The 23,194-nt window shown below is 39.8% G+C and carries 23 protein-coding genes and 2 tRNA genes; 7 read left to right on the plus strand and 18 right to left on the minus strand.

Features of this window, described 5'->3' with window-relative positions; genetic code table 11:
- Nucleotides 1-14: 14 nt before the first annotated feature.
- From CWB77_RS13675 to CWB77_RS13730, 12 genes are all read right to left on the minus strand, one after another.
- Nucleotides 15-90: transfer RNA gene (locus tag CWB77_RS13675), tRNA-Lys, on the minus strand.
- A gap of 171 nt (nt 91-261) precedes the next feature.
- Nucleotides 262-1,014: a tol-pal system protein YbgF gene (gene ybgF, locus CWB77_RS13680; RefSeq protein ID WP_010392784.1), complete on the minus strand. Its 753-nt coding sequence runs from the start codon at nt 1,012-1,014 to the stop codon at nt 262-264.
- Nucleotides 1,015-1,027: 13 nt separating this feature from the next.
- The gene (gene pal / locus CWB77_RS13685) at nt 1,028-1,567 is read right to left on the minus strand and encodes a peptidoglycan-associated lipoprotein Pal (protein ID WP_010392787.1); all 540 of its coding nucleotides are present in this window, start codon (nt 1,565-1,567) and stop codon (nt 1,028-1,030) included.
- Nucleotides 1,568-1,602: 35 nt separating this feature from the next.
- Nucleotides 1,603-2,961, minus strand: coding sequence for a Tol-Pal system beta propeller repeat protein TolB (tolB, locus tag CWB77_RS13690; protein WP_010392790.1), 1,359 nt, complete (start codon nt 2,959-2,961; stop codon nt 1,603-1,605).
- 8 nt (nt 2,962-2,969) lie between these two features.
- Nucleotides 2,970-3,875 (minus strand): cell envelope integrity protein TolA, encoded by a 906-nt coding sequence (gene tolA, locus CWB77_RS13695; protein WP_138623200.1) that lies wholly within the window; start codon nt 3,873-3,875, stop codon nt 2,970-2,972.
- A 4-nt stretch (nt 3,876-3,879) separates the two neighbouring features.
- The gene (gene tolR / locus CWB77_RS13700; protein ID WP_010392795.1) at nt 3,880-4,311 is read right to left on the minus strand and encodes a protein TolR; all 432 of its coding nucleotides are present in this window, start codon (nt 4,309-4,311) and stop codon (nt 3,880-3,882) included.
- On the minus strand, nt 4,298-5,002 hold the full coding sequence (tolQ, locus tag CWB77_RS13705) for a protein TolQ (protein WP_010392797.1): 705 nt from the start codon (nt 5,000-5,002) through the stop codon (nt 4,298-4,300). The genes tolR and tolQ overlap by 14 nt, the downstream gene beginning before the upstream one ends.
- 886 nt (nt 5,003-5,888) lie before the next feature.
- Nucleotides 5,889-6,896 carry a Holliday junction branch migration DNA helicase RuvB gene (gene ruvB / locus CWB77_RS13710; RefSeq protein ID WP_010392799.1) on the minus strand — a complete coding sequence of 336 codons (1,008 nt, stop codon included), beginning with the start codon at nt 6,894-6,896 and terminating at the stop codon, nt 5,889-5,891.
- Nucleotides 6,897-6,903: 7 nt separating this feature from the next.
- Entirely contained in the window at nt 6,904-7,521 is a 618-nt protein-coding gene (ruvA, locus tag CWB77_RS13715) for a Holliday junction branch migration protein RuvA (RefSeq protein ID WP_010392800.1), read from the minus strand.
- Nucleotides 7,522-7,523: 2 nt separating this feature from the next.
- Nucleotides 7,524-8,048 (minus strand): crossover junction endodeoxyribonuclease RuvC, encoded by a 525-nt coding sequence (gene ruvC, locus CWB77_RS13720; protein WP_008114131.1) that lies wholly within the window; start codon nt 8,046-8,048, stop codon nt 7,524-7,526.
- A 132-nt stretch (nt 8,049-8,180) separates the two neighbouring features.
- Nucleotides 8,181-10,682 (minus strand): ABC transporter permease, encoded by a 2,502-nt coding sequence (locus tag CWB77_RS13725; protein ID WP_138623202.1) that lies wholly within the window; start codon nt 10,680-10,682, stop codon nt 8,181-8,183.
- The gene (locus CWB77_RS13730; RefSeq protein WP_010392805.1) at nt 10,672-11,385 is read right to left on the minus strand and encodes an ABC transporter ATP-binding protein; all 714 of its coding nucleotides are present in this window, start codon (nt 11,383-11,385) and stop codon (nt 10,672-10,674) included. Before CWB77_RS13730 ends, CWB77_RS13725 begins: the two co-directional genes overlap by 11 nt.
- On the opposite strand from CWB77_RS13730, the gene CWB77_RS13735 reads away from it, so the two are divergent.
- The gene (locus tag CWB77_RS13735; RefSeq protein WP_138623204.1) at nt 11,386-12,009 is read left to right on the plus strand and encodes an arylesterase; all 624 of its coding nucleotides are present in this window, start codon (nt 11,386-11,388) and stop codon (nt 12,007-12,009) included.
- A 116-nt stretch (nt 12,010-12,125) separates the two neighbouring features.
- A tRNA-Pro gene (locus CWB77_RS13740) sits at nt 12,126-12,202 on the plus strand.
- Nucleotides 12,203-12,576: 374 nt separating this feature from the next.
- Here the strand turns inward: CWB77_RS13740 and CWB77_RS13745 are convergent.
- Complete coding sequence (locus tag CWB77_RS13745; protein ID WP_138623206.1) at nt 12,577-13,473, minus strand: hypothetical protein; 897 nt, start codon at nt 13,471-13,473, stop codon at nt 12,577-12,579.
- A gap of 836 nt (nt 13,474-14,309) precedes the next feature.
- Between CWB77_RS13745 and CWB77_RS13755 the strand changes: the two genes are divergently transcribed.
- From CWB77_RS13755 to CWB77_RS13765, 3 genes are read left to right on the plus strand one after another with little or no spacing between them, the layout of a single operon-like run.
- Nucleotides 14,310-15,791, plus strand: coding sequence for a PAS domain-containing sensor histidine kinase (locus CWB77_RS13755; protein WP_138623208.1), 1,482 nt, complete (start codon nt 14,310-14,312; stop codon nt 15,789-15,791).
- Nucleotides 15,788-16,210: a response regulator gene (locus tag CWB77_RS13760; protein WP_010392817.1), complete on the plus strand. Its 423-nt coding sequence runs from the start codon at nt 15,788-15,790 to the stop codon at nt 16,208-16,210. Before CWB77_RS13755 ends, CWB77_RS13760 begins: the two co-directional genes overlap by 4 nt.
- Nucleotides 16,211-16,233: 23 nt before the next feature.
- A complete protein-coding gene (locus CWB77_RS13765) occupies nt 16,234-17,955 on the plus strand; it encodes a GGDEF domain-containing response regulator (RefSeq protein WP_248530074.1) in 1,722 nt (573 codons plus the stop codon).
- A gap of 17 nt (nt 17,956-17,972) precedes the next feature.
- On the opposite strand, the gene CWB77_RS13770 is transcribed toward CWB77_RS13765, so the two are convergent.
- From CWB77_RS13770 to CWB77_RS13785, 4 genes are all read right to left on the minus strand, one after another.
- Entirely contained in the window at nt 17,973-18,512 is a 540-nt protein-coding gene (locus tag CWB77_RS13770) for a class I SAM-dependent methyltransferase (protein ID WP_138623212.1), read from the minus strand.
- Nucleotides 18,513-18,701: 189 nt separating this feature from the next.
- On the minus strand, nt 18,702-18,950 hold the full coding sequence (locus tag CWB77_RS13775) for a hypothetical protein (protein WP_008114111.1): 249 nt from the start codon (nt 18,948-18,950) through the stop codon (nt 18,702-18,704).
- A 91-nt stretch (nt 18,951-19,041) separates the two neighbouring features.
- Nucleotides 19,042-19,593, minus strand: coding sequence for a redoxin domain-containing protein (locus CWB77_RS13780; protein ID WP_010392826.1), 552 nt, complete (start codon nt 19,591-19,593; stop codon nt 19,042-19,044).
- Between the two features lie 11 nt (nt 19,594-19,604).
- Complete coding sequence (locus tag CWB77_RS13785) at nt 19,605-20,186, minus strand: NAD(P)H-dependent oxidoreductase (RefSeq protein ID WP_109874855.1); 582 nt, start codon at nt 20,184-20,186, stop codon at nt 19,605-19,607.
- 121 nt (nt 20,187-20,307) lie between these two features.
- On the opposite strand from CWB77_RS13785, the gene CWB77_RS13790 reads away from it, so the two are divergent.
- Entirely contained in the window at nt 20,308-20,667 is a 360-nt protein-coding gene (locus tag CWB77_RS13790) for a winged helix-turn-helix transcriptional regulator (RefSeq protein WP_010392830.1), read from the plus strand.
- 38 nt (nt 20,668-20,705) lie between these two features.
- Here CWB77_RS13790 and scpC read toward each other — a convergent pair whose 3' ends face one another.
- Nucleotides 20,706-22,199 (minus strand): succinyl-CoA:acetate CoA-transferase ScpC, encoded by a 1,494-nt coding sequence (gene scpC / locus CWB77_RS13795; RefSeq protein WP_138623214.1) that lies wholly within the window; start codon nt 22,197-22,199, stop codon nt 20,706-20,708.
- A 387-nt stretch (nt 22,200-22,586) separates the two neighbouring features.
- Here scpC and CWB77_RS13800 point away from each other — a divergent pair, with 387 nt between their 5' ends.
- Nucleotides 22,587-23,183, plus strand: a complete 597-nt coding sequence (locus CWB77_RS13800) for a hypothetical protein (RefSeq protein ID WP_138623216.1) — start codon at nt 22,587-22,589, stop codon at nt 23,181-23,183.
- Nucleotides 23,184-23,194 lie beyond the last annotated feature (11 nt).

Below are 23,194 nucleotides of genomic sequence, written 5' to 3' on the forward strand. Positions count from 1 at the left end.
GTAAGTTTAAAGAATGGTGGGTCATGATGGACTTGAACCATCGACCAATGGATTAAAAGTCCACTGCTCTACCAACTGAGCTAATGACCCGCTCTTTTTGTCGCATTTCGAGTGGGGTTACCATTCGTTTGCTGCGGGCGCTTATAATACTTATTTATAAAATGAGTGCAACCGAAATTGTCTCTTTTTTTAAGTTTTTATGTCTAGTTGAGCAAATTTAGACCGCTTATGACAAAAAGCAGTCTAATCAAGCATCAACATTTATTTTGATAAGCGATCTGTGGCTAGTTTAGCAGCAGTTGTACTTGGGTACTGATTGATTAGCTCATTCAGTATTTTTTGCGCTTCAGCCTTTAACCCTTGCTCTTGTAAAAGTGTACCAAGCTTTAACATTGCATCTGGGCGCTTATTTGAGTTTGGAAATTCGTTAACAACTACTTTGAAATGCTCGGCTGCTTTTACACCGTCATTTTTAATCGTTAATAATTGCCCAAGCCAATAATGTGCGTTTGAGGTGTACACTGAATTTGGATACGTTGTTAAGAACGCTTGAAATTCTGGAATAGCTTGGTCATAGCGCTTATCTTTCATTATAAGCGCAACAGCACGCTCGTACGCTTCGTTTTCAGATAAATCACTGCTGTAGCTCTGATCGCTACCTGGTTGCGTGTAGTCTGTTGTAGGCGCTGGAGTAGCCGGTTTAGCATATGCTTGGCTAACACGGTTTTCTATTTCTTGATAAAGCTCGCGCTGGCGCTGCAATACCTTTTCAAGTTTATAGCTTTGCTCTTCGGTAACACCGCGAATTTGACTCACTTCATCTTGCAGTAAGTTAAGCTGTTGCTGTAACTCTACTTGTAAGAAATTACGTTGTTGCATCATGCTTTCAAGGGTTGCTAAACGCTTTTCAATGCTCGACTGTGAACTTGCAGCTTCTGAAACAGGAGCGGGAGCAGCCATTAACTGGGTGCTCCCGCTCAATATCATGGCTGCCAAAATAATTTTCGGCTTCATAATATCTCTTATCTTAGTAAACTAGTACCGCACGGCGGTTTTTAGCGAAAGCTTCTTCAGTGCGAGATTTAACCATTGGTTTCTCTTCACCGTAGCTAACTACTGACATTTGGCTTGCAGAAACACCTAAGCTTTGTAGGTATTTTTCAACTGCTTGTCCACGGTGCTCACCAAGTGCAATGTTGTACTCTGGTGTACCGCGCTCATCTGCGTGGCCTTCGATTAATACTTTAACAGAAGGGTTTTTAACTAAAAACTCAGCGTGTGCACGAAGTAGCTCGCCGTATTGACCTTGAATCGTTGCAGTGTCAAAACCAAAGTAAATGATTTGCTCTTGACGAAGCGCTTCGTACTTTTGACGAAGTTGCTCTTCTGCTTTTTGCTCTGGCGTCATTGTTGCTACTTCAACTGTATCAGTTGTTGTTTGCTCAACAGTTGCTTGGTTAGACTGGTTAGCTGCATTTTCATCGATATCTGAAGATGAGCTACAAGCTGCTAGCGTCATTACTGGCACAGCAATTAGCAGGCCTTTAAGTATTTTGTTAAGTTGCATTGAGTAGATTCCTATTTTGAGTAAACCAGCAATTATTACTGTAAATATGGCGACCAAGCCGGTGCCTTCACTTGTCCATCAAGCACAGGTAAGCGTGCTTTAAAACGGCCGTCCATCGATACTAGCGCAAGTACCTGTTTATTATTATGGAGCGTGCTGTATATAATCATCGAGCCATTTGGCGCTATGCTCGGCGATTCATCAAGGCGAGTTCGAGTTAAAACTTGGAACGCACCTGTAGCCAACTCTTTCTTAGCAAGATGATACTGTCCGTTAGTACGGTTTACCATCACTAATTCTTTTCCGTCTGGCGAAATAGAACCCGCTAGGTTCATGTCACCATCAAAGGTTAATCTTTGAGATCTGCCAGTTTTTAAATTTAACTTATAAATCTGAGCATTACCACCCCTTTCCGACGTAAATACTATATCTTGACCATTTGGGTACCACGAAGGTTCGGTATCTATACTACGATGGCGTGTTAATCGCGTCTCTTTACGTGTTAGTAAGTCTAATAAGTAAACCTCAGTTGCACCAGTTTTATCTTTTGACAGCACTAACAGTAGCTTTTTACCGTCTGGCGAGAACTGCGGCGCACCGTTAATTCCTTTATAGCTGGTGATCAATTCACGTTTACCGGTATAAATGTCTTGAATAAAAATTTGGCTCTGGCGATTTTCGAACGTTACATACGCTAATTTAGTCCCATCGGGCGACCATACTGGCGACATTAGCGGCTCTTTTGAGCGCAATAACACTTGTTCATTAAAGCCATCATAGTCGGCAACCACTAACTGATACGGCTTTTCATCAGTATCACGTACAATAACATAGGCTATTTTTGTTAAAAACGCGCCTTTTTCACCAGTTAGTTTTTCATAAATCACATCACTAATACGATGCGAGTAACGACGAAAACCGGTTTCACCAATCACGCTTTGACGCGCTTCTAAAATATGGTCTTGGCTTTGAACCAGCTTACCGTTGCTCATCATTTGTGTTTCACCGCCAGTGATTTGGCCGCGAATAACATCAACCAACTCATAACGCACTAAATAGCGTCCATTGGTTTGCTGCTCTACTTCACCAACCAATACAGCCTCGACACCTTTATTAACCCAGGCACCGTAATCAATATCAGCATCTTTGTGAGGTTGTTGTGGCATTTGCGACACACTCACAGGCTTAAACTTACCGCTGCGCATTAAATCGGCAGCAATTACATCACTTAGCTGCTGTGGAATAGGACCAATACCTTGGTATTTAAATGGCACAATCGCAATCGGTCTTGCGCCGTCAATACCTTCAGTAATAACAATTTCAAGTGCCGCATGTGCAACACCCTGAAACCCTAATATTAAAACTAAACAGGCTATTTTAATTTTGTTAAACATGTCATCCCTTAAAACTCTGGCGCGATGGTTATATTAATATTCTTTAGTTGCTCGAATACGTCTTTATCTTTAGATACCGGTAATGTGTCGGCCATGCGAACAGCTCTTAATGCAGCCTCACACACTAACTTATCACCGCCTAACGATTTAACTTGTGTTACCAGCCCATTAAACCCAAGACGGATATTAATGCGGCATTGCTGGTTTTTCATTTTTTCATCAATTAATAAGTTTTGTTGAATACGCGCCATAATTAATGCGCGGAATTTATCAACTTCACTCACTACTTGCTGTTGACGTATTTTATTACGTGCCGCCTGCTCTTTGGCAAGCTGCTCTTGCAGCATTTGCTCTTGAAGTGCTTGTTGGCGTTTACGCTCAGCTTCTTCAGCGCGCTTTTTACGCTCTTGTTCAGCTTTTTTAAGTGCCGCTTCTTCCGCTTTGCGTTTATCGGCAGCTGCTTTTGCCGCGTTTTCAGCTTCTTGCTTTTGCTTTTCGGCTTGCTTAGCTTTTGCTCGCTCGCGCTGTTCTATTTCTCGGGCTTTTTTAGCTTGTGCTTGCGCTTCTGCGGTTTCTTTTTCTTTCGCTCTGCGCTGCTGTTCAAGCTTTTTAATGCGCCTTGCTTCAGCTTCACGCTGTTTACGTGCATCGGCTGCTCTGCGTTCTAAATCGCGAATACGTTTATCTTCAGCACGCTTTTTATCATCTTCTTTCTTTTTAAGCTCAGCTATTTTTTGCTCAACTTGCTTTTGATCAATCGTAACCGCCGAAACCGCTTTCTCTGGCTCAGGAATAGCCGCATTAAGCGTTACTTCCATTACTTTAGGTTTAGGAGGATGAATGTTTGCTGACGCATACAAAAACCCACCTAACGCTAAATGCAGTAATACTGATTTAATTAGTGAACTACTCATACAGCTACTTGGTCCCCTCAAAGGATTCGGTCATTAACCCTACCGACGGTACACCTGCATTTTTTAAAAAGTCCATTAACAGTAACACTTCCTGATACGACACTTTACCCGAGCCTTTGATCATTACAGGTACATCTGGGTTTTTCATTAATTGTAGTTTAATTACTGCGGCTACATCTAATGCTTCCATTGGCTCTTCAGGATCGGTACCTACACTTACGTAATACTTACCATCGGCATCAATAGAGGCAATAATGGGTGGCGTGTCCTTGGTATCGACTAAGTCCGACTCTTCCATTTTTGGTAGGTCTACTTTTACACCATGAGTAATTAACGGCGCGGTGGCCATAAATATAATAAGCAGCACCAACATTACATCAATGTATGGTACTACATTAATTTCTGCGACTGGGCGACGCTTTTTACGATGATACATTCGCTTGAGCCTCTATTTGGGTAGCTGCTTGACGGTGTAAGATATTGGCAAATTCTTCCATAAAGTTAATGTAGTGAGATTCTAACTTTTCAACTTTATTAGCAAATCGGTTATAAGCAATAACAGCTGGAATTGCCGCAAATAAACCCATTGCTGTAGCAATTAGTGCCTCTGCGATACCGGGTGCAACCATTTGTAAGGTTGCTTGCTTTACTTCACCTAGAGCAATAAAGGCATTCATAATACCCCACACCGTACCAAATAAGCCGATGTATGGGCTAATTGAACCCACTGTTGCTAAAAACGATAAGCTTGATTCTAGTTTTTCAATTTCACGAGAAAGCGCAACCCGCATTGAACGGTGTGTGCCTTCCATTACAATGCCCGCACTTTGAAAGGTATTTTTTTTATGACGTGCAAATTCTTTAAAGCCTGAAGTGAATAACGCTTCAATGCCAGCTGATTGGCCACCGCGTGATGAAATTTCGTTATATAGTTTACTCAGGTCAACACCAGACCAAAAACGTTGCTCAAATTTTTTGGCATTTGCTAAGGCGTCAGAGATGGCTTTTTTACGTTGAAAAATAATAGCCCACGACATAACCGACATAGCAACCAACGCTAGCATTACTAATTGCACAAGCAAACTGGCTTCTAGAATTAGATCTAAAAAATTAAGCCCTGATCCCACGTTAAACTCCTAAATAATTAAAAACATCAAATTGATTTATTTGAGTAAGGTAACTTAGCAATACATTAGCCACCATTAAAGTTTTGCTAGTGTATCTAGTGTATTTACTGCTGACAACGATATTGCTGTGAATAGACAACAAAAAACGTTAAAAAAACAGCTTTACTCAATATTTACTACTTAACTCTTGTTCTACTGTATAAATAACAACAAAGCTTTATGGAAGCACGCTTAGTTTCACTAAAGAGTGACAAAAATGCGCTGTTTATTCAAAATTAATGCATAAGCACTCATAACCAGCACATGCTTACCTTAACGTAATAGTAAAACTAATACCGAACGTTAATATGTTAATATACATAAACAAAGCATTTCATTAACTTATAGAATTAATGATTAATTAACATGCAACAATAAGCAAAAACAAAAAACCGCTGCTATTAGTTTTTTTAATCTGAAAATATAAATTTTCTAGTTTGAACAAATTGTGTCGCTTCGGTATTATTCTCCCATACCGAGCTAGCGCATTAAATGAAAGCTATTTCATTGAATCCAGTTCCTCGTAATATGATTTATTTCGTATTACTTTTTTACTTCTTGGGGTATGACCTCAATAAGTAAAACGTAGTTCCCTAGATTACTTCCTTAAACTTGTTGTTTGCCCGCATTTTTTGCGGGCTTTTTTTTGCCTACAATTTATCAAACCATCTCAACTCGGGCTAAATAAGCAGTCGAACAATAGCCTGATATGTCTTAACGCTCAGTGAATTATTGGCAAAGTAAAATACGTAATGTTTGCGCATAAAAAAAGCCACTGTCGTTAAAAAGGCAATGGCTTTAGTATTTACCCTAAACTCTGGATAATAAATCTATCTCAAGCTGCTAATTAGTTTTGCTTGGGAAGTAAACCAAAATGATGATACGCATTATCCGACACTATTCGTCCGCGAGGCGTGCGCTGAATAAAACCTTGTTGAATTAAAAACGGTTCAATCACATCTTCTATGGTTTCTTTTTCTTCGCCTATGGCAGCCGCTAGGTTGTCAAGGCCAACCGGGCCACCCATAAATTTTTCAATAATGGCGAGTAAATATTTGCGGTCCATGTAATCAAAGCCGCTTTTATCAACATCAATCATATCGAGGGCTTGCTGAGCTACCTCGGCATTAACTGTACCATCTGATTTAACTTGGGTGTAATCGCGCACACGGCGCAATAAACGGTTTGCAATACGTGGTGTGCCACGAGAGCGCTTGGCAATTTCTGCCGCGCCATCGTCACACATTTCTAAATCAAGGTAATGCGCTGAGCGCCCCACTATATGCGACAAATCCTCAACAGAATAAAACTCTAAACGCTGTACAATACCAAAGCGGTCACGCAGTGGTGAGGTTAATGAGCCCGCACGCGTGGTTGCGCCAATTAAGGTAAATGCAGGTAAATCAAGCTTAATAGAGCGTGCTGCAGGCCCCTCACCTATCATTATATCGAGCTGGTAATCTTCCATTGCAGGGTAAAGTATTTCTTCTACTTGTGGGCTTAAGCGGTGAATTTCATCAATAAACAGTACATCACCTTCTTCAAGATTAGTAAGCAATGCAGCTAAATCGCCGGCTTTTTCAAGCACAGGGCCAGAGGTGGTTTTAATGTTTACATTTAATTCGTTGGCTACAATATTAGCAAGCGTGGTTTTACCTAAGCCTGGCGGGCCAAATATTAATAAATGATCCAACGCTTCACTGCGGCTACGCGCAGCTTCAATAAATATTTCCATTTGTTGCTTAACATGCGGCTGACCACGATAATCGGCCAGTAACTTAGGCCTAATAGCACGATCTATGGTGTCTTCATTGGTTTTTTCAGCAGCATCTATTAAGCGATCAGCTTCGATCATAATTTACTCACAGCATTGATTTCAAAGATTCTTTAATTAGAACCTCAGTCGACATATCGGGTTTGCTTACTGATTTTACTGCTTTTTGCGCTTGTGGCAATTTATAACCGAGCGCCACTAACGCCGAAACCGCATCATCGGCCGCATTATTAGCTATAGTTGCATTGCTCGCAGGCTCTATTACGGCGCTGTCGCTAAATGGGGTAAATAAGTCGTTGCCCCAATTTTTTAATCGGTCTTTCATTTCGAGCACTAATCGCTCGGCGGTTTTTTTACCTACCCCTGGCAGTTTAACCAAGGCCGTAGCGTCTTCATTATTTACGCAACTTACAAACTGCTGCGCCGACATACCCGACAAAATAGCTAAACCCAATTTAGGCCCTACACCATTGGCTTTTAACAGCTCTCGAAATAAGGCACGTTCGGTTTTATTATTAAAGCCAAACAATAACTGTGCGTCTTCGCGCACTACAAAGTGAGTGTATACAATGGCGTTGTCGCCCACTTTGGGTAAATCGTAAAAACAAGTCATTGGCATTTGTACTTCGTAGCCAACGCCACTCACTTCTAATAATATTTCTGGGGGCTGTTTTTCAACTAACACGCCGTTTAAGCGACCTATCATTGTTATTTCCTTAGACGTCCTCTAACGGTTTTGCTTGCGCTACCCGCTAGTTTTATTAAGTTTTGTTCAGAGTGAGCATGGCAAATCGCAATCGCGAGTGCATCTGCTGCATCGGCTTGTGGCGTACCTGGCAGTTTAAGTATATTTTTAACCATATGTTGTACTTGCGATTTATCTGCTCCACCGTTACCCACCACGGCTTGCTTTATTTGTCGTGCTGAATATTCAAACACTGGTAAGTCGGCCATAGAGGCACCGACAATGGCAGCACCACGAGCTTGACCAAGTTTTAAAGCAGAATCGGGGTTATGTGCCATAAATACTTTTTCTATGGCAAAGGTTTCAGGCGAAAACTGCTCTATAAGCTGCGTAATACCTTGGTAGATCATTTTAAGTCGGGTGGGAAAGTCATGATCGGCTAATTTAATACAGCCACTGCCTAAGTATGTAAACTTAGCACCTTGGTGCGCAACCACACCGTAACCCGTTAAACGCGAGCCCGGATCGATCCCTAAAATAATGGCCAAACAGCACTCTCATTATTGTTATTTATTAATAATGCTAATAATGCCAGAGCACTGTATAAATTACCAGTACCAAGCCAAAACAAAAATGCCTACTTAAAAAGTAGGCATTTAAACTCTATTTGGCCAAAAAGTTTACGCCAATGCGCGCACTAAGCCTTGGGTGTTTTGTTTGAGCGTACGGGCAATCATAAAATAACCTAAACCTGCTACAAACACGCCACCAGCAACGGGGCCAATAATCCAAATATTTGGATGCAGCTTACCCGCCAAATCAAACATTTGCTGCTGCACTATTAACAGTGCAATATCACTGAAAAATGCAGCGACCAGTCCGGCTAAACCGCCAAGCAATAAAAACTCATATAAAGTAGCATTTTTTATTAATCGACTTTTAGCGCCTAATGTACGCAATATCACAATTTCTTGCATGCGCTCACCTAAGCTTGCTTGCACCTGCGATATTAGTACCAACGCACCACATAACACCACAATAGCCAATACAAAACCAATGGCTAACGACACTTGCTCAATAGTCGATTGTATTTGCTTAACAAAATTATCTACATCAATTGCTGTAATGGTGGGGTATGTACGTAATAACTGGCTAAAGTCGCGCTTTTGCTCAGGTTCAATGCGTACCGATGAAATATAGGTTGCCGGAAAGTCGCTAAGTACATCTGGGCTTAAAATAATAAAAAAGTTAGGCTTGAGTGTGGCCCAATTTACTTTTCGCACACTGGTTATTTTAGCATCGAACGACTGCGCACCGATTAAAAATGTAAGAGTATCGCCTAATTTAACATCGAGGCGCTGCATCATTGACTCTTCCAGTGAGGCCTCGGCAACGGCGTCATCGCCAAACCACTGGCCATCGATAATGTCATTTTGCGAAGGGACTTCGTCAAGCCAGGTTAAATTGAGCTCGCGGCCAATGCCTGAGCGGGCTTCTTCGTCTTTTTTCTCGTTATCTTGCAGTGACACTTCACGCGCAACCGCTTCACCGTTGACGGCATTTACGCGACCACGAATAGTCGGGTAAAACTCCGACACCTGAATGCCTTTTTGTGCTAAATATTCATTAACTGGGTCCAGTTCATTTTGCGTAATATTTACTAAAAAAGCATTAGGTGCATCACTTGGTAATTGTGACTGCCAATCAGAAATAATATCGTTTTTAAGCACAATTAAAAATAACAGTAATTTAATCGCTAACGAAAAGCTAATTAACTGCACTGCATTAACATTGGCGCGCTTTTGAATAGACGCAATAGCCAAAGACCAGCTGTTACCCGGCTTTAAGCCAAGCTTGCGGCCACCGCCAAATATTAACTTAGAGATTAAAAATAACACCAAAATAAGCGCAAGCGTTGAGACAAACAAAATAAGCGTAATTTTTATGTTATTACTAAATAACCACATTAATAAAAACACGGTGAGTGCACTTAGCCCTAAATGAATTTTACTTACCGCAAGGCGATCACCTAAGTTACGGCGAAGTACTCTAAGCGGTGGAATATCAAATAAATCTAAAAGTGGCTTAATAGAGAACATAACCGCACAAATAACCCCTGTACTAATCGCCACCAGCCAAGGCTTAAAACCAGCCATGGGCAGTTCGGTACCCATACTTTTAGCTAAATAACCGGTGGCCATCTCTTGCAAACCATAGCCAATAGCTAGGCCAACAACCACCGCCATGGTACATACCATTAATAAGTGCATAAGGTAAATTTTACGGATCATATCGCGACTGCCACCTAAAGTTTTCATCATTGCGACTGGGTCGTATTGACGCTCACAATAGCGCTTAGCCGATACTGCAATAGCAACCGCGGCTAAAATAATCCCTAGCAAACCGGCTAATAACAAAAAGCTTTCAGCTCTATTTAAGCTATTTGAAATAGGCGATTGACGGTCTTTAACACCATACCAATTTTGGTTTTCTTTAAGTTGCGGTTTTAGCCAATCGTAAAAACTATTTATGTCGCTTTCATCACCTGCATACAACTGGCGGTAAAATACACGGCTACCGGGCTGTATTACTTCAGTTTTTGGTACGTCGTCAATATTAATAAGTACCCTGCGGCTGCTAGAGAACACATTAAACGGCGCATCGGGTTCTTCAACAATCACCTTTTCCACATTGAATAACGCGGCACCTAGCTCAACTTGGTCGCCTACGTTTATATTTAAACTATAAAAAACCGATTCACTTAACCACACGTTACCAGGGATTGGTGCACCCGGGGCAACTTCTGTTTCGGCGTTTAAGCCCGACTTAACCTTTAACTGGCCTTTAAGCGGGTAACTGTTTGACGCAGCTTTTACTGAGCTAAATTGCATTTCATCGTTTGCAAACAGCATAGTGTCAAAATATACCATTTGCGCTGTTTCAAGGTTTTGCTGTTTAGCTTGAGTAATATAAGCGGTATCTATGGCATGGTTGCTGGCCAATACCCTATCAGCGGCAATAAAGGCACTGCTTTTTTGTGCAATACTTTGTGCGATTCGCTCAGTCACCATAGATAAAGTAAGCACCGTTAGCACCGCTAAAGCGATGGCAGCACTTATCACGGTTAGTTCACCACGGCGAAACTCTCGAGAAAATAGTTTAAGTGCTAATTTAGCCCACATTTGCCATTTCCTCAGTTGAATTGTGAACCAGCTCACCGGCTTCAATCTGAATAATACGTTCACACTTTTGCGCCAGTGCTTCATCATGGGTAACTAAAATAAGCGTTGTGCCATTTTGCTTATTTAAATCAAATAATAATGACTCAATCATATGGCCATTTTTGCTATCTAGGTTAGCTGATGGCTCGTCGGCAAACAGTATTTTAGGCGAACCCACAAATGCACGAGCAATCGCAACTCGTTGTTGCTCACCACCAGATAACTGCGACGGGTAATGATCAATGCGATGGCTCAAGCCAACTTTTTCAAGTAACGCGAGCGCCTGCTCTTTAGCGTCGTGTTCGCCAGCAAGCTCAGCAGGCAGCATCACATTCTCAAGTGCGGTTAAACTTTGCACCAACATAAAAGACTGAAATACAAAACCGACTTTAGCGGCTCTCAGTGCTGCACGCGCTTCTTCATCTAACTTGTGCAAAGGCTCACCATCTAACATTACCTCGCCACTGCTGGCGGTATCAAGCCCTGCTAGCAAGCTCAATAATGTAGATTTACCAGAGCCCGACGTGCCCACTACGGCAACAGACTCGCCATGCTTGACATTAAAGCTGATGTCGCTGAGGATGGACAACTCACCTTCAAAGGTGGAAACCACTTTAGACAAACCATTTACTTGAATTATATTTAATTGAGAAAGCGCTGACATATGACTCATTCAATCCTACGTTGTGTATTCATTTTATTTTTAGTTATTAACCCACTACACGCGGCAGCTAACAACACGATTTTAATACTTGGTGACAGTTTAAGCGCAGCCTATGGCTTAAAACAAGAACAAGGCTGGGTGCAATTGTTACAAGATAAATACGATGACGAGCAACGCAATATCAACTTAGTTAATGCCAGTATTAGCGGCGAAACCACCGGCGGTGCATTGCGCCGATTAGACGCGCTACTTGAGCAATATCAACCCACTCACGTACTTATTGAGCTCGGTGCTAATGACGGCCTGCGCGGTTTTCCAATCACTAAAATGCAAACTAACTTAACCGCTTTAATTGAAAAAAGCCAAGCTGCAGATGCACAAACCGCACTAATGGAAATATATATTCCACCTAACTATGGCCCACGTTACAGTAAAATGTTCACCGATAGCTTTACCAGTGTTAGTGAAGCCACTAACTCGCATTTAATGCCGTTTTTTGTGCTTAAAGTAGCAGGAAAAAACGAGCTAATGCAAAACGATAACTTACACCCTAGCAAAACTGCCCAACCAATACTACGAGATGAAATGTATAACACGATCAACCAGTGGTTAAATAAAGACTAAGGCCGTGTAAAACACTCCGCGCAAGTGCTTAAAACTAAGCGCTTGCGCAATAAACATCCAAACAAACAAAAGCTTATTGATTTTTTTATAAATACACGTACTATTGCTATCGAAGTCGGTATGTGGCGCAGCTTGGTAGCGCACTGTCATGGGGTGGCAGGGGTCGAGAGTTCGAATCTCTCCATACCGACCATTTAATTCCTTTCAAAACTCAGTTTTATCCATTAAAAAGCATTTTCCTTTCGTACTACCTAATTTAATACAAAAAAATTTCGCACATTTATCGCACCAAATAATCTATTAAAATTATTCCTGCTTTTTGATTTCAGAGGTATTTAGATTATGTGGCGCCACAGTTAAATACTTTTCAAATAATAAAGAAGCACATACCTACTTTTAATTTTTGATGTATTGGTTAGAGGTCATTGATATGCAGTTATGAGTAGATGCTAAGTAGCCGTAATGTCTGAAGTTTAGGCTTAACTCTTTTACTCTATTAAGTTAAAGAACAATTCTGTTAAAAAAACGACCTAAGGGCTAGATCGTTCTGTAATTTGTAAGTAAATTTTATCTAGTGTATGTACAAATATATTTATCAAGATTTTTGGTTGCACAAGTGACTCTCCCTCCAGTCTGAGCACCCTCACTAGAAGTTGAAGTAAAAGACACTCCAGCTCGTTTTGCCGCATTATAGAAATCTACAAATACATCAGCTCCACCATTGTCAAAATCATAAGATTCAGCGTTTTTAGTATCGAAATTAGGCTTTACTTTATTTAAATCGACGTCGGTACCACGTTCAAAATCCCAAATTAAATCCCCATTAACCACTGCATATAGAGAAAAAATTGCGGTACTTCCATCACTAAAACTAACTTGCACCATAATCTTGTCTACATTTAACAATCCTGAGACTTTGTCTGTTGCGTTTGCAAAATTAGTAAGATCATTCCTGAGATTAGTATTTCCATTATAATGTCTTGCAACTTTATTTTGAATAGAGCTTGAACCAACTAAATCCCATACGCTTCCTGCGATTTCAGACGGCACTTCATCAGCCTTAAGTGATTGTACAGACATCATTACTTGCTTCTTAGCATCAGATAAATTGTAGAAATTATTTAAAACACTTTGTTCTACATTATGGTCTTTAACAGTGACTGAATATGTAGGTACTTTTATACCTTTCATCTTCCCTCCACGCCCATCGGGTTCACCACCAGTCCCAGTAAGGGTTTTGTAACCGCTAAACCTTTTTGAAACTTCGAACTTTTTAATAGTTAATGCTTCTAGATTCATTACGTAAACATCGCGGGTTTTATCAAGCTGAGCATTTGACTTCGCTGAATTTTTAAACTGCTCATAAGAAAAACAAGTTGAACACTCTGTTGTTAAAGATTGTTCATTAGCTATCGTTGAACTAGAAAAGATACATAGAAGAGATGCGAAAATTACCTTTTTCATTTATTGTCCTTAATCTGTACTACTTTAAAGTTTAAGGTAAATATATTTAAAATAAAAATCAACAAAAGGGGTACAAACACTCATTTTTAACTCACTAACTTTTTAACCCTACATTTAACTAAATAGACTAACATGCTCCATTTCATTGAATTAATTAGCTTTTAATTTCACACTATAGCCTACTCTCCAAAATAGAAAAATAAAGGGATTCAATCTTAAATTCATAGCACTGTTATCACTCTTAACTATCTTCGAAACTTATATAAAATTAGCATTTTTAAAAACCACTACATTAGCTTATTGCGCCAATAAGTATCGCAATTAAAAATCGCGACAAAGCTGCTGCTGTTTGTATTAAGACTTAAAGCAAAGTTTATTTTGGTTGCCAGTGGTACACATAAATAGGTGTTTGGTAGAACCCTTTAAGCTTGATCACTTTAGTTGGTTTATATAAAAGCAAAGCGAAGATGTTACTCACAATGGTGATGTTTTTGAGCACGTTTTGTTTTAACTTTTCTTCAAGCGCTACCATAGCGCCTGGAAACAAGTAACACACTAGCGTAGACACAGTACGAAATCAGCATTTTTGAAGTCTTTGCAATAGAGAGTAAGATTATTTAAACACTAACTATATTTAGTAAGCACTAAAGTTAATACTCCCCACCCAAAACTAAATAAATCAATGCACCTTTTTCAACCATAATGACTCGCTAAAATATAAGAAGAAACTATTAAAATGAGCATTTAAATAACATGATCTTCCTCTGAATTTGCTGTTCAATACTTGTTCGACTATTACTATATTATAGGAACTACATTTACTTGCGGGATGCTTGATGGACCTTAAAAAAGTAAATAAAAAATCTAATTCACCTAGTTCAAATGTAAATATGGACGAAGCCTTTTTAACTCAACTAGTTAGTTGTTTACCCATGGGGGCAATGGTAGTCAATACCAATGCTCAGATCCTTTTTGCCAATAGTCAACTATCTGAAATACTGGGCTATGAGGACTCAGAACTAATAGGGATGAATATAGATAGTTTACTTCCAGCGCAATTTAAAGCGAACCATACCCACTTGATGAGTCAGTTTTTTGCTAACCCTCGAAAACGATTAATGGGTGAAGGCCGTGAGTTATTTGCGAGTCAAAAAAATGGTAAGCAAATCCCAATCGAAATAGGTTTAAACCCGATACAAGGACAACAAGAGTTAGTTTTAGCCACACTGGTTGATATATCGCAAAGGCTGCGCGCTAACAATATGTTTCAACGCTCTATTCAAGCTGCACCTCATGGTGTGTTAATAGTAGACCAAGCGGGCATTATTCAAGCGGTTAATCAATCGTTATGTAAATCTTTTGGCTACAGTGAAATAGAATTACTCGATAAAAAAATGGAAATGCTATTACCGCATCGCTATCAAGGGCACCATTCAGCACTTCGCCATTCATTTCATCGTGAACCCAGTGTCAGAAGTATGGGAGTAGGCAGAGATTTAACCGCCTTACACAAAGACGGAAAAGAATTCCCAGTTGAAGTGGGCCTGAGTCCTTTTATAAACACCAATGACGAAGACATGGTATTTGTGTCGTTGTTAGATATAACAGAACGAAAACGAATGGAAACCGAGTTAAAAGAAAATAACACAAGTTTGAAGGAGTTTACCTATGTAGCTTCTCATGATTTACGCTCTCCATTGCGGGGGATTTCAAACTTAATTGAATGGATAAAAGAAGATTTAGGCACTACCACGCCTGAAGTAGAATATAACTTAACACGTATTGATGATCGTATTCATAAAATGGAGACGTTAATAGATAATTTATTGGCCTATGCAAGAGCAGGCAAAGCCACTCTAGATACTCAAGTAATCGATATGCATAAGTTAATTTCTAACGTTACCGAACTGTTAGATTTACCGGCTGGAATGAAGCTTCATAAAGACATTCAATTAGATACCATCGTCACTGCATGGACGCCACTTGAAACCGTGGTCCGCAATTTATTAAGTAACGCTATTAAACACCACGACAGTAAAGAGGGAACTATAGAGATTCGTTGTGTAGCAGAAAATACGCTTTGCCATATCACTGTGACTGATGATGGCCCCGGTATCCCGACAGAGGCTTACGAGCGTATTTTTAGTTTGTTTCAAACAACCTCTGATGATAAGTCGGGCTCAGGTATTGGGCTGTCTATTAGTCGGCGTTTGGCACAAGCTCATGGTGGGCGCATTTCAGTAAGCTCAAATGAACCGCAAAAAGGGTCTACATTTCATGTGTGGTGGCCTCGCTTTGCAAGGAAAGAAAATTTATGATCAAAAATCTATCTATACTGCTTGTTGAGGACGACGATGTTGCCGCGGAAGCCGTTACAAGAAGCCTAAAAAAAGTGGATCCTAAAATTAAAATAATTTGGAAACAAAACGGAAAGCTGGCACTAGATGCGTTACGAGAAAAAGCGCAACAAAAAGAAATATCAGAGCCCTACTTAGTATTGCTAGACCTGAATATGCCAGTGATGAATGGCTTTGAATTTTTAGAGCATATTCGTAAAGATGAAAAATTAAACGATACCGTTGTATTTATACTCACGACCTCCAATGAGGATAACGATCGTACTCGCGCGTACCATAATAACGTAGCAGGTTACATGGTTAAACATGCAATTGGCCCGCAGTTTGCCAAATTAGCGACACTTATGGATGCTTATATACATGCCGTTGAGCTTGAATAAGCCATTTTGCAAGAGATATGGATATGATAACTTCAATAGATAATTTTGAAACCTGCGACAGTATTAAACTACTCATTGTTGATGACGATGCGGTTGATAGAGAACAAATACGCCGTATGATATCTCGCTCTAATATACAGGCTAAAATTTCAGAAGCATCTTCTATTGAAAGCTCTATGTCTTACCTTGAGCATAGGGAATTTGATTGCGTCATAGTTGATTACCGATTAGGTATCGGATCGGGGCTTACTCTGCTGGATAATATTAGAAAGTCTGTAAATAACCACTGTGCTGTGATTATGATCACGGGCTTAGGGGATGAAAAAATAGCAGCAGAAGCTATGCGCCTAGGGGCAAGCGATTATTTACTTAAAAACCAATTAAAAAGCGATCAGTTGATACACTCTATATCTAGTTCCATTCAACGCGCAAGCTTAGAAAAAAAACTTCATAACATGGCACATTACGATAGCCTAACAGGCTTAGCAAGCCGCCCAATTTTAATTGATCAACTTCAACAGGCCATTACATCTCAGCAAAAGCTCGCCGTTGCCTATTTAGATTTAGATAACTTTAAACCCATTAATGACAAATATGGTCATGAAACCGGTGATTTCGTGTTGAAAACCATTGCCCAAAGGCTACAAAACACATTACGCAAGGAAGATACACTAGCGCGTATTGGTGGAGATGAGTTTATCCTTTTATTAAGAGGGGCTGCGCACACAATACAAGAATATGAGATTCGGTTACAAGACGTGCTGATTGAGGTAAACGACCCTATAAAATTAGCAGAGTTTTCGTGCTCCGTTCAAATTTCAGTCAGCATCGGCGTTGCACTTCCCAGTGATGATGGCTTAACTTGTGATGACATTTTACGAAGAGCCGATCAAACTATGTACCAAGCAAAAAGATCAGGAACAAACCGGATTCTGTTTTTTGATCCAGAGGAAGAAAGCCTAAGGCATGCAAGACATGATTTGTTATTGGCTGCTGAAAAAGGCATTGCTCGTAAAGAGTTTATTCTACATTATCAACCAAAGGTAAATTTAATGGATCACCAGTTGATTGGCGTTGAAGCCTTAATACGCTGGAATCACCCTACTTTGGGTTTACTTTACCCTGGTCACTTTTCAGAGGCATTAGAGCACCCACACATTGGTATATTAATTGGTGAATGGGTACTTGCTGAGGCCTTAAAACAACATAAAATTTGGACAAGAAATCATCTTTCTATGAGTGTAAACATCTCTCCAGCTCATTTACTTAGTGAGGGCTTTGTTGAAAACCTAAGAGAGTTACTCATCAGCACTAATAATATAAAACCAAAAACCCTCGAATTGGAAATTTTAGAGAGCACTACAATTGGAAACGTTGAACAGGCAGTCGACGTTCTCAATGGTTGTCGGAATTTAGGGGTAAGTATTGCGCTAGACGACTTTGGTACAGGTTACGCTTCGTTGAGTTACTTAAAAAAATTACCTTTAGATACATTAAAAATAGATCAAAGCTTTGTTAAAAAGCTCCTATCAGACCATGAAGACAAGTCCATAGTTACGTGTATCGTGGCGCTAAGTAAAGCATTTGGGTATAACCTAGTTGCAGAGGGGATAGAGTCACAAGAGCTCGAAAAAGTACTTATAGGCATGGGTTGCTATCATGGGCAAGGTTATTATATTGCCAAACCAATGTCTGCAGAGAAGATGAACTTATGGATAAAAAATATGACATCAACTAAGCACTGACCCTAAATAATATCCCTCTATTTGGGTTGCCAGTGATACACATAAATCGGTGTTTGGTAAAAATCTTTAAGCTTGATAACGTTAGTTGGTTTATATGATGGCAAAGCGAAGGTGTTACTCACAATAGTGATGTTTTTAAACACATCATGTTTTAACTTTTCTTCAAGCGCTACCATACCATCAGGAAACAAGTAACACACCAAAGTAGACGCAGAACTGAGATCGGCATTTTTAAAGTCTTTACGATAGAGGGTAAGGTTATTTAAACCTAAACTATATTTAAAAAGCATTGAAATTAACCAAGGAAACCACGATAACTCATAGCCAATAACCTGTTTATTAGGATGCCTTTTGGCAACCGCTATAACAAGCGTTCCCCAACCTGAACCTAAATCAATTAATGCGCCTTTTTCATCCATGCTTATTGCAGCAAGCATAGTTTGGCGCGCTTTGCTTGAGCTCATCATCGGTGAAATTCCCGTTTTTAGCGTGCTCCAAACAATAGATAAAGCGATTAGAAGAACTAAAAAGAAAAATGCGGTAGCAATAAAGTCCATACTAACTAACACCTAATAACGGTTGAATATTGATGATTTCACCTGAGCTATTTCGCTTTTACATAATAAAACTAGTGAAACCATTACATAGCGTGCCATTTGTGTAAATTTATTTTATATTTAACACCTGTTTAAAATAAAACCACAAAAAAAGCGCCATTTGGCGCTTTTTAAATTAGTAGTAAGGTACTAGTGCTTACGCCCTACGCCGTTGCGCACCATGTCTTGTCCGCTTTGGAAGATCTCTTCGGTAATTTCACGTGCTAATAAAAGTTGTTGCTTGTCATCAAACACGGCTACAAAACGGCTGCCGTCAGCATTGTTAGTTGCCATACCCACGCCTGCTACGCCGGTTAAACCTAGGCCGCCGTTTTCAACTTGCAGTAAAAAACTTTCAAGTTCAGCGAGTGTATCGATTGCAGTTAGTTTGTTTTCCATTAAGGTTACTCTGTGTTGCTCGCCATAGCGAGTCTGTAAATAATATGCAGTTATTTTACAGATCATAGTGGCAAACTTAAACCATCAAACATTAACCTTTATGCATTCCACGAATAGGGTAATTATTATCAGGGTTTTTAATCCAAGTTATACCTCGCAATAAAGTAGACAGATCTGGTCTTACAAATGGATTATTTGAGATATCAACAACTTGTACTGTACCGTGTTCATTCACTACATACACAGCAGGCTCAGCAAATAAATGGTCTGTTTCTTGAGCGTTGCGAGGTTGAGAAACATACAGCCCTAACGCATTCATTTGTTCAGGCTTTAATTCAAACGCAATGGGGTAACTCACTGATAACTTCTCTTTATGTGTTAACAACTGCGCTTCGCTGTCGGCCGATACAGCAATTAAAGAAACTCCAATGTCTTGTAATGACTGTTTAATTTCTTCTAACTGATTTAGATACTGCGTACACATAGGACAATGCTGGCCACGATACACAACCACCATTTGCCAAGCAGCGTCTTGCTGGACACGCCCTAACTCTACTTCGTTACTATTTAGTACAGGGCAATTAATCTTTGGGAAACGACTCCCCGGAAGAAGTTTATTTGTATACTGTGATGCATTAGTCATTGTGTTTCCTCTCAAAAGTGTGTACTTATATGTGCTTTAAAGCGCGCTAAGTCAGTATCTATATCGGCGTTTTTCATAACATCAAAACAAGCAATGGTAGGCATTGCTGTCATACCAAAAAACTTAAAGTTCATATGCATTGGGAACATTAAGTCGTCAACACTTTTACCATTAAAAAATTCTTCTGAATTGTTAAATGACTCCTCTGGTGCGTTAAATGTGAGTGACATCATATATTTAGTATCTTTAAGTGTGCCACCTGTGCCATAACCGCTTTTTGGGTCGTCCTGGTGACGACCATCGCCATTACACATGGCGCCACCCATACCGGCTGTATACACCTCGTCCATATATCTTTTAAACGAAAATGGCACGCCCATCCAGTTAATAGGTGATTGCAGTAAGACAACGTCAGCCCATTGATGGAGTGCTAATTGTGCCTCTACATCAATACTATCTGTCATAGTTACGGTTTTAACTTCATGGCCTTTTTCTATCAGTATCGATGATGCTACATCAACTAGGGTGGCATTTAATTTGCCCTCTGAAAAAGAATAATATTGGTGTGCATTTATAATGAGTACCTTGCTCATGTGATCTCTCCAAAAATAGTACAAAAATTGGTCTTTACTTTAATGTGGTATATAATAGTTACCTGAAGAATAGATTCAATTAGTATACTTTTAGTAACCACCCTATTTTAGAGGTTAAATTTTGGAAAGCTCTATAGAAACAGATAGTAAGGGAAGAAAAAAAGTTTTAAATGCCTGCTTAGAACCTTGTGCTATTGAAAAAGGAATGCGCTTAATTGGCGGGAAGTGGACAAGTTCTATTATTTATCACTTAAAAGATGAACCTGTTCGCTTTAATGATCTAACTCGAATGTTAGGTGGAGCGAGCAAAAAAATGATAGATCAACGTTTAAAAGAGTTAGAGGCCAATAAGATGGTTTTAAGGACGGTGATCAGCACTAGACCTATTGCTGTCACCTACGAGCTCACTGAGTTTGGGCGCTCTGCACTAGGAATTCTTCACGATCTTAGGGTTTGGTCTGAGTCTAATATTTTAGACTAATTAAAAATAAAAACCCCGCAGATGCGGGGTTTTATGTATTAGCTTTGCTTCATTGTGCCTTGTTGCTCAAGGCGGGTATGCCAGCTGAATGCCTCTTCTAAAATATGAGGCGTATGACCGCCACGAACACATGCACGCTCGTAGTAGTCAAGCATGGCGTTGCGATAATCTGGGTGTACACAGTGCTTAATGACTTCAATTGCACGTTCGCGTGGTGCTAAACCGCGTAAATCAGCAAGGCCTTGCTCGGTTACTAAAATATCAACATCGTGCTCGGTATGATCAACATGGCTTACCATAGGCACAACACTTGAAATAGCGCCACCTTTGGCAATTGATTTAGTTACAAACACCGATACATGGGCATTACGTGCAAAGTCGCCTGAACCACCAATACCGTTCATCATTTTAGTACCACACACATGGGTTGAGTTAACGTTGCCATATATATCAAACTCAAGTGCAGTGTTAATTGCAATAATACCTAAACGACGCACAATTTCAGGGTGATTAGACATTTCTTGTGGTCGAAGTACTAGCTTATCACGATACTTTTCAAGGTTATTAAATACTTGTGAGTTACAACGCTCTGATAAAATAATTGAACACCCTGATGCAAAATTAAGTTTACCCGCATCAATTAAATCAAAGGTAGAATCTTGTAGTACCTCTGAATACATAGTGAGGCCTTTAAAATCAGAGTCTAATAAACCCATCATTACTGCGTTGGCAATGTTACCAATACCGGCTTGTAATGGGCCTAGGTTTTCAGGCATACGCTGTTGTGCTACTTCTTCTTTAAAAAAGTTCACTAAGTGACGTGCAATAGAGGCTGTGTCTGCATCTGGGTCGGTAACAGTTGAAAATGAGTCACTTTGATTGGTAAATACAATACCCACAATTTTAGCCGGATCAATTGGAATAGCAGTGCTACCAATACGGTCATCTACTTTCACTAATGGCAATGGCGTACGTGTTGGACGATAAGATGGAATATAAATGTCGTGAAGCCCTTCAAGCTCTGGCTGGTGTAACATATTAATTTCTACAATTACCTGTTTGGCAAAAATAGCAAAGCTGGCTGAATTGCCCACTGATGTTGTAGGTACTATGTGGCCTTCTTCAGTAATAGCTACGGCTTCAATGACCGCTACATCAGGCATCGTTAACTGATGATTACGTAGCTGTTCAACGGTTTCAGATAAATGCTGGTCAATAAACATGACCTCACCGTTGTTAATCGCTTTACGTAATGTGCTGTCTACTTGAAATGGCATACGACGCGCTAACGCACCTGATTCAGTTAGTAGCTTATCTAAGTCGTTTCCTAATGACGCGCCCGTCATTAGGTTAATTTTCATTGGGTTTTCACGCACTCGCTCTGCAAGCGCACGTGGTACAGCTTTCGCTTCACCGGCACGAGTAAAACCACTCATACCCACGGTCATGCCGTCTTTAATAAATAAACTGGCCTGCTCTGCAGACATCACTTTGTTGTGTAAGTCGCTACGACGAATTCGTTCTAATTGCATTTGGAACCCCTTAAACCCCATTTTTATTTGGCGCTATTCTAAGTATTTCCTTATGCTTCGTAAGCTAGACCTAAGTCTCATTTACGCATTGTTGATATAAAAACATCGCGAAGCGTTTTAATTTTGTACACTTTATTACTTAACTTATTGGTGATAATAAGGTTAAAATAGTAAAAAACGCATACAACTATTTAACTCACTGAGTTTAAAAATAAACAAAACTAATTAAAATCAACCATTTAAAATTTCAATCAGGAAGGTTGAAATTTTTAATTGTATAAAAATTTAGCCGCGCTATGCGGAGCTTACAAAATAATAAACTGTTCATTCATTGGGCAGTAACCTTGTGAGGAATAGAATCCACAATTTAGGTATTAAGGAAAATACATGGATTTGTCTGACGAAGAAATTAACTTTTTATCTGGCTTATTTGAACCTAGTCAAAGTAGTGCATTAATCAATGAAACAAAGTTAACAGTACAAGCATCAATACCAGAGGGTATTGCGCATTTACTTGGTCAAGCTAAATTAACCTTATTAGCAGAAGTAGCCCACTACCAACTATGGTTCCCACTTCAATTTAAAACCGATGAATTAGGCCATTTCAGTACTGTATTAGAAGCCCCCGAAGTAATTGACACTAAAGGTATTCAGCGCAGCTGGCGGTTGAGCGAATTAAATATCCAAAGCCAAGGTTTTTGCATTGAATCTATATCTAGCACAGGAATATTTTTAAAACCCACATCAGTACACAGTGAACTTGATGAGTTGCAGAATATGCAATTTATTTTACCCAACGAAGCGGCGATATCATTAGATATAGAACCGGTTAGGCAGAGTAAGTGTGGCATAGCAGCAAAAATTAAACACATTCACTATGGTAAAGAGCAGCTAAGAGCGTATTTATTTGAAGTTCATAAACGTCAATTTTCAAGCCTATACCAGCTAGAGCACAAACAACAAAAATTGGAATTATCAAACTAAAAAAGCCACAC

The organism is Pseudoalteromonas sp. S1610, assembly GCF_005887465.1.
Classification (GTDB): domain Bacteria; phylum Pseudomonadota; class Gammaproteobacteria; order Enterobacterales; family Alteromonadaceae; genus Pseudoalteromonas; species Pseudoalteromonas undina.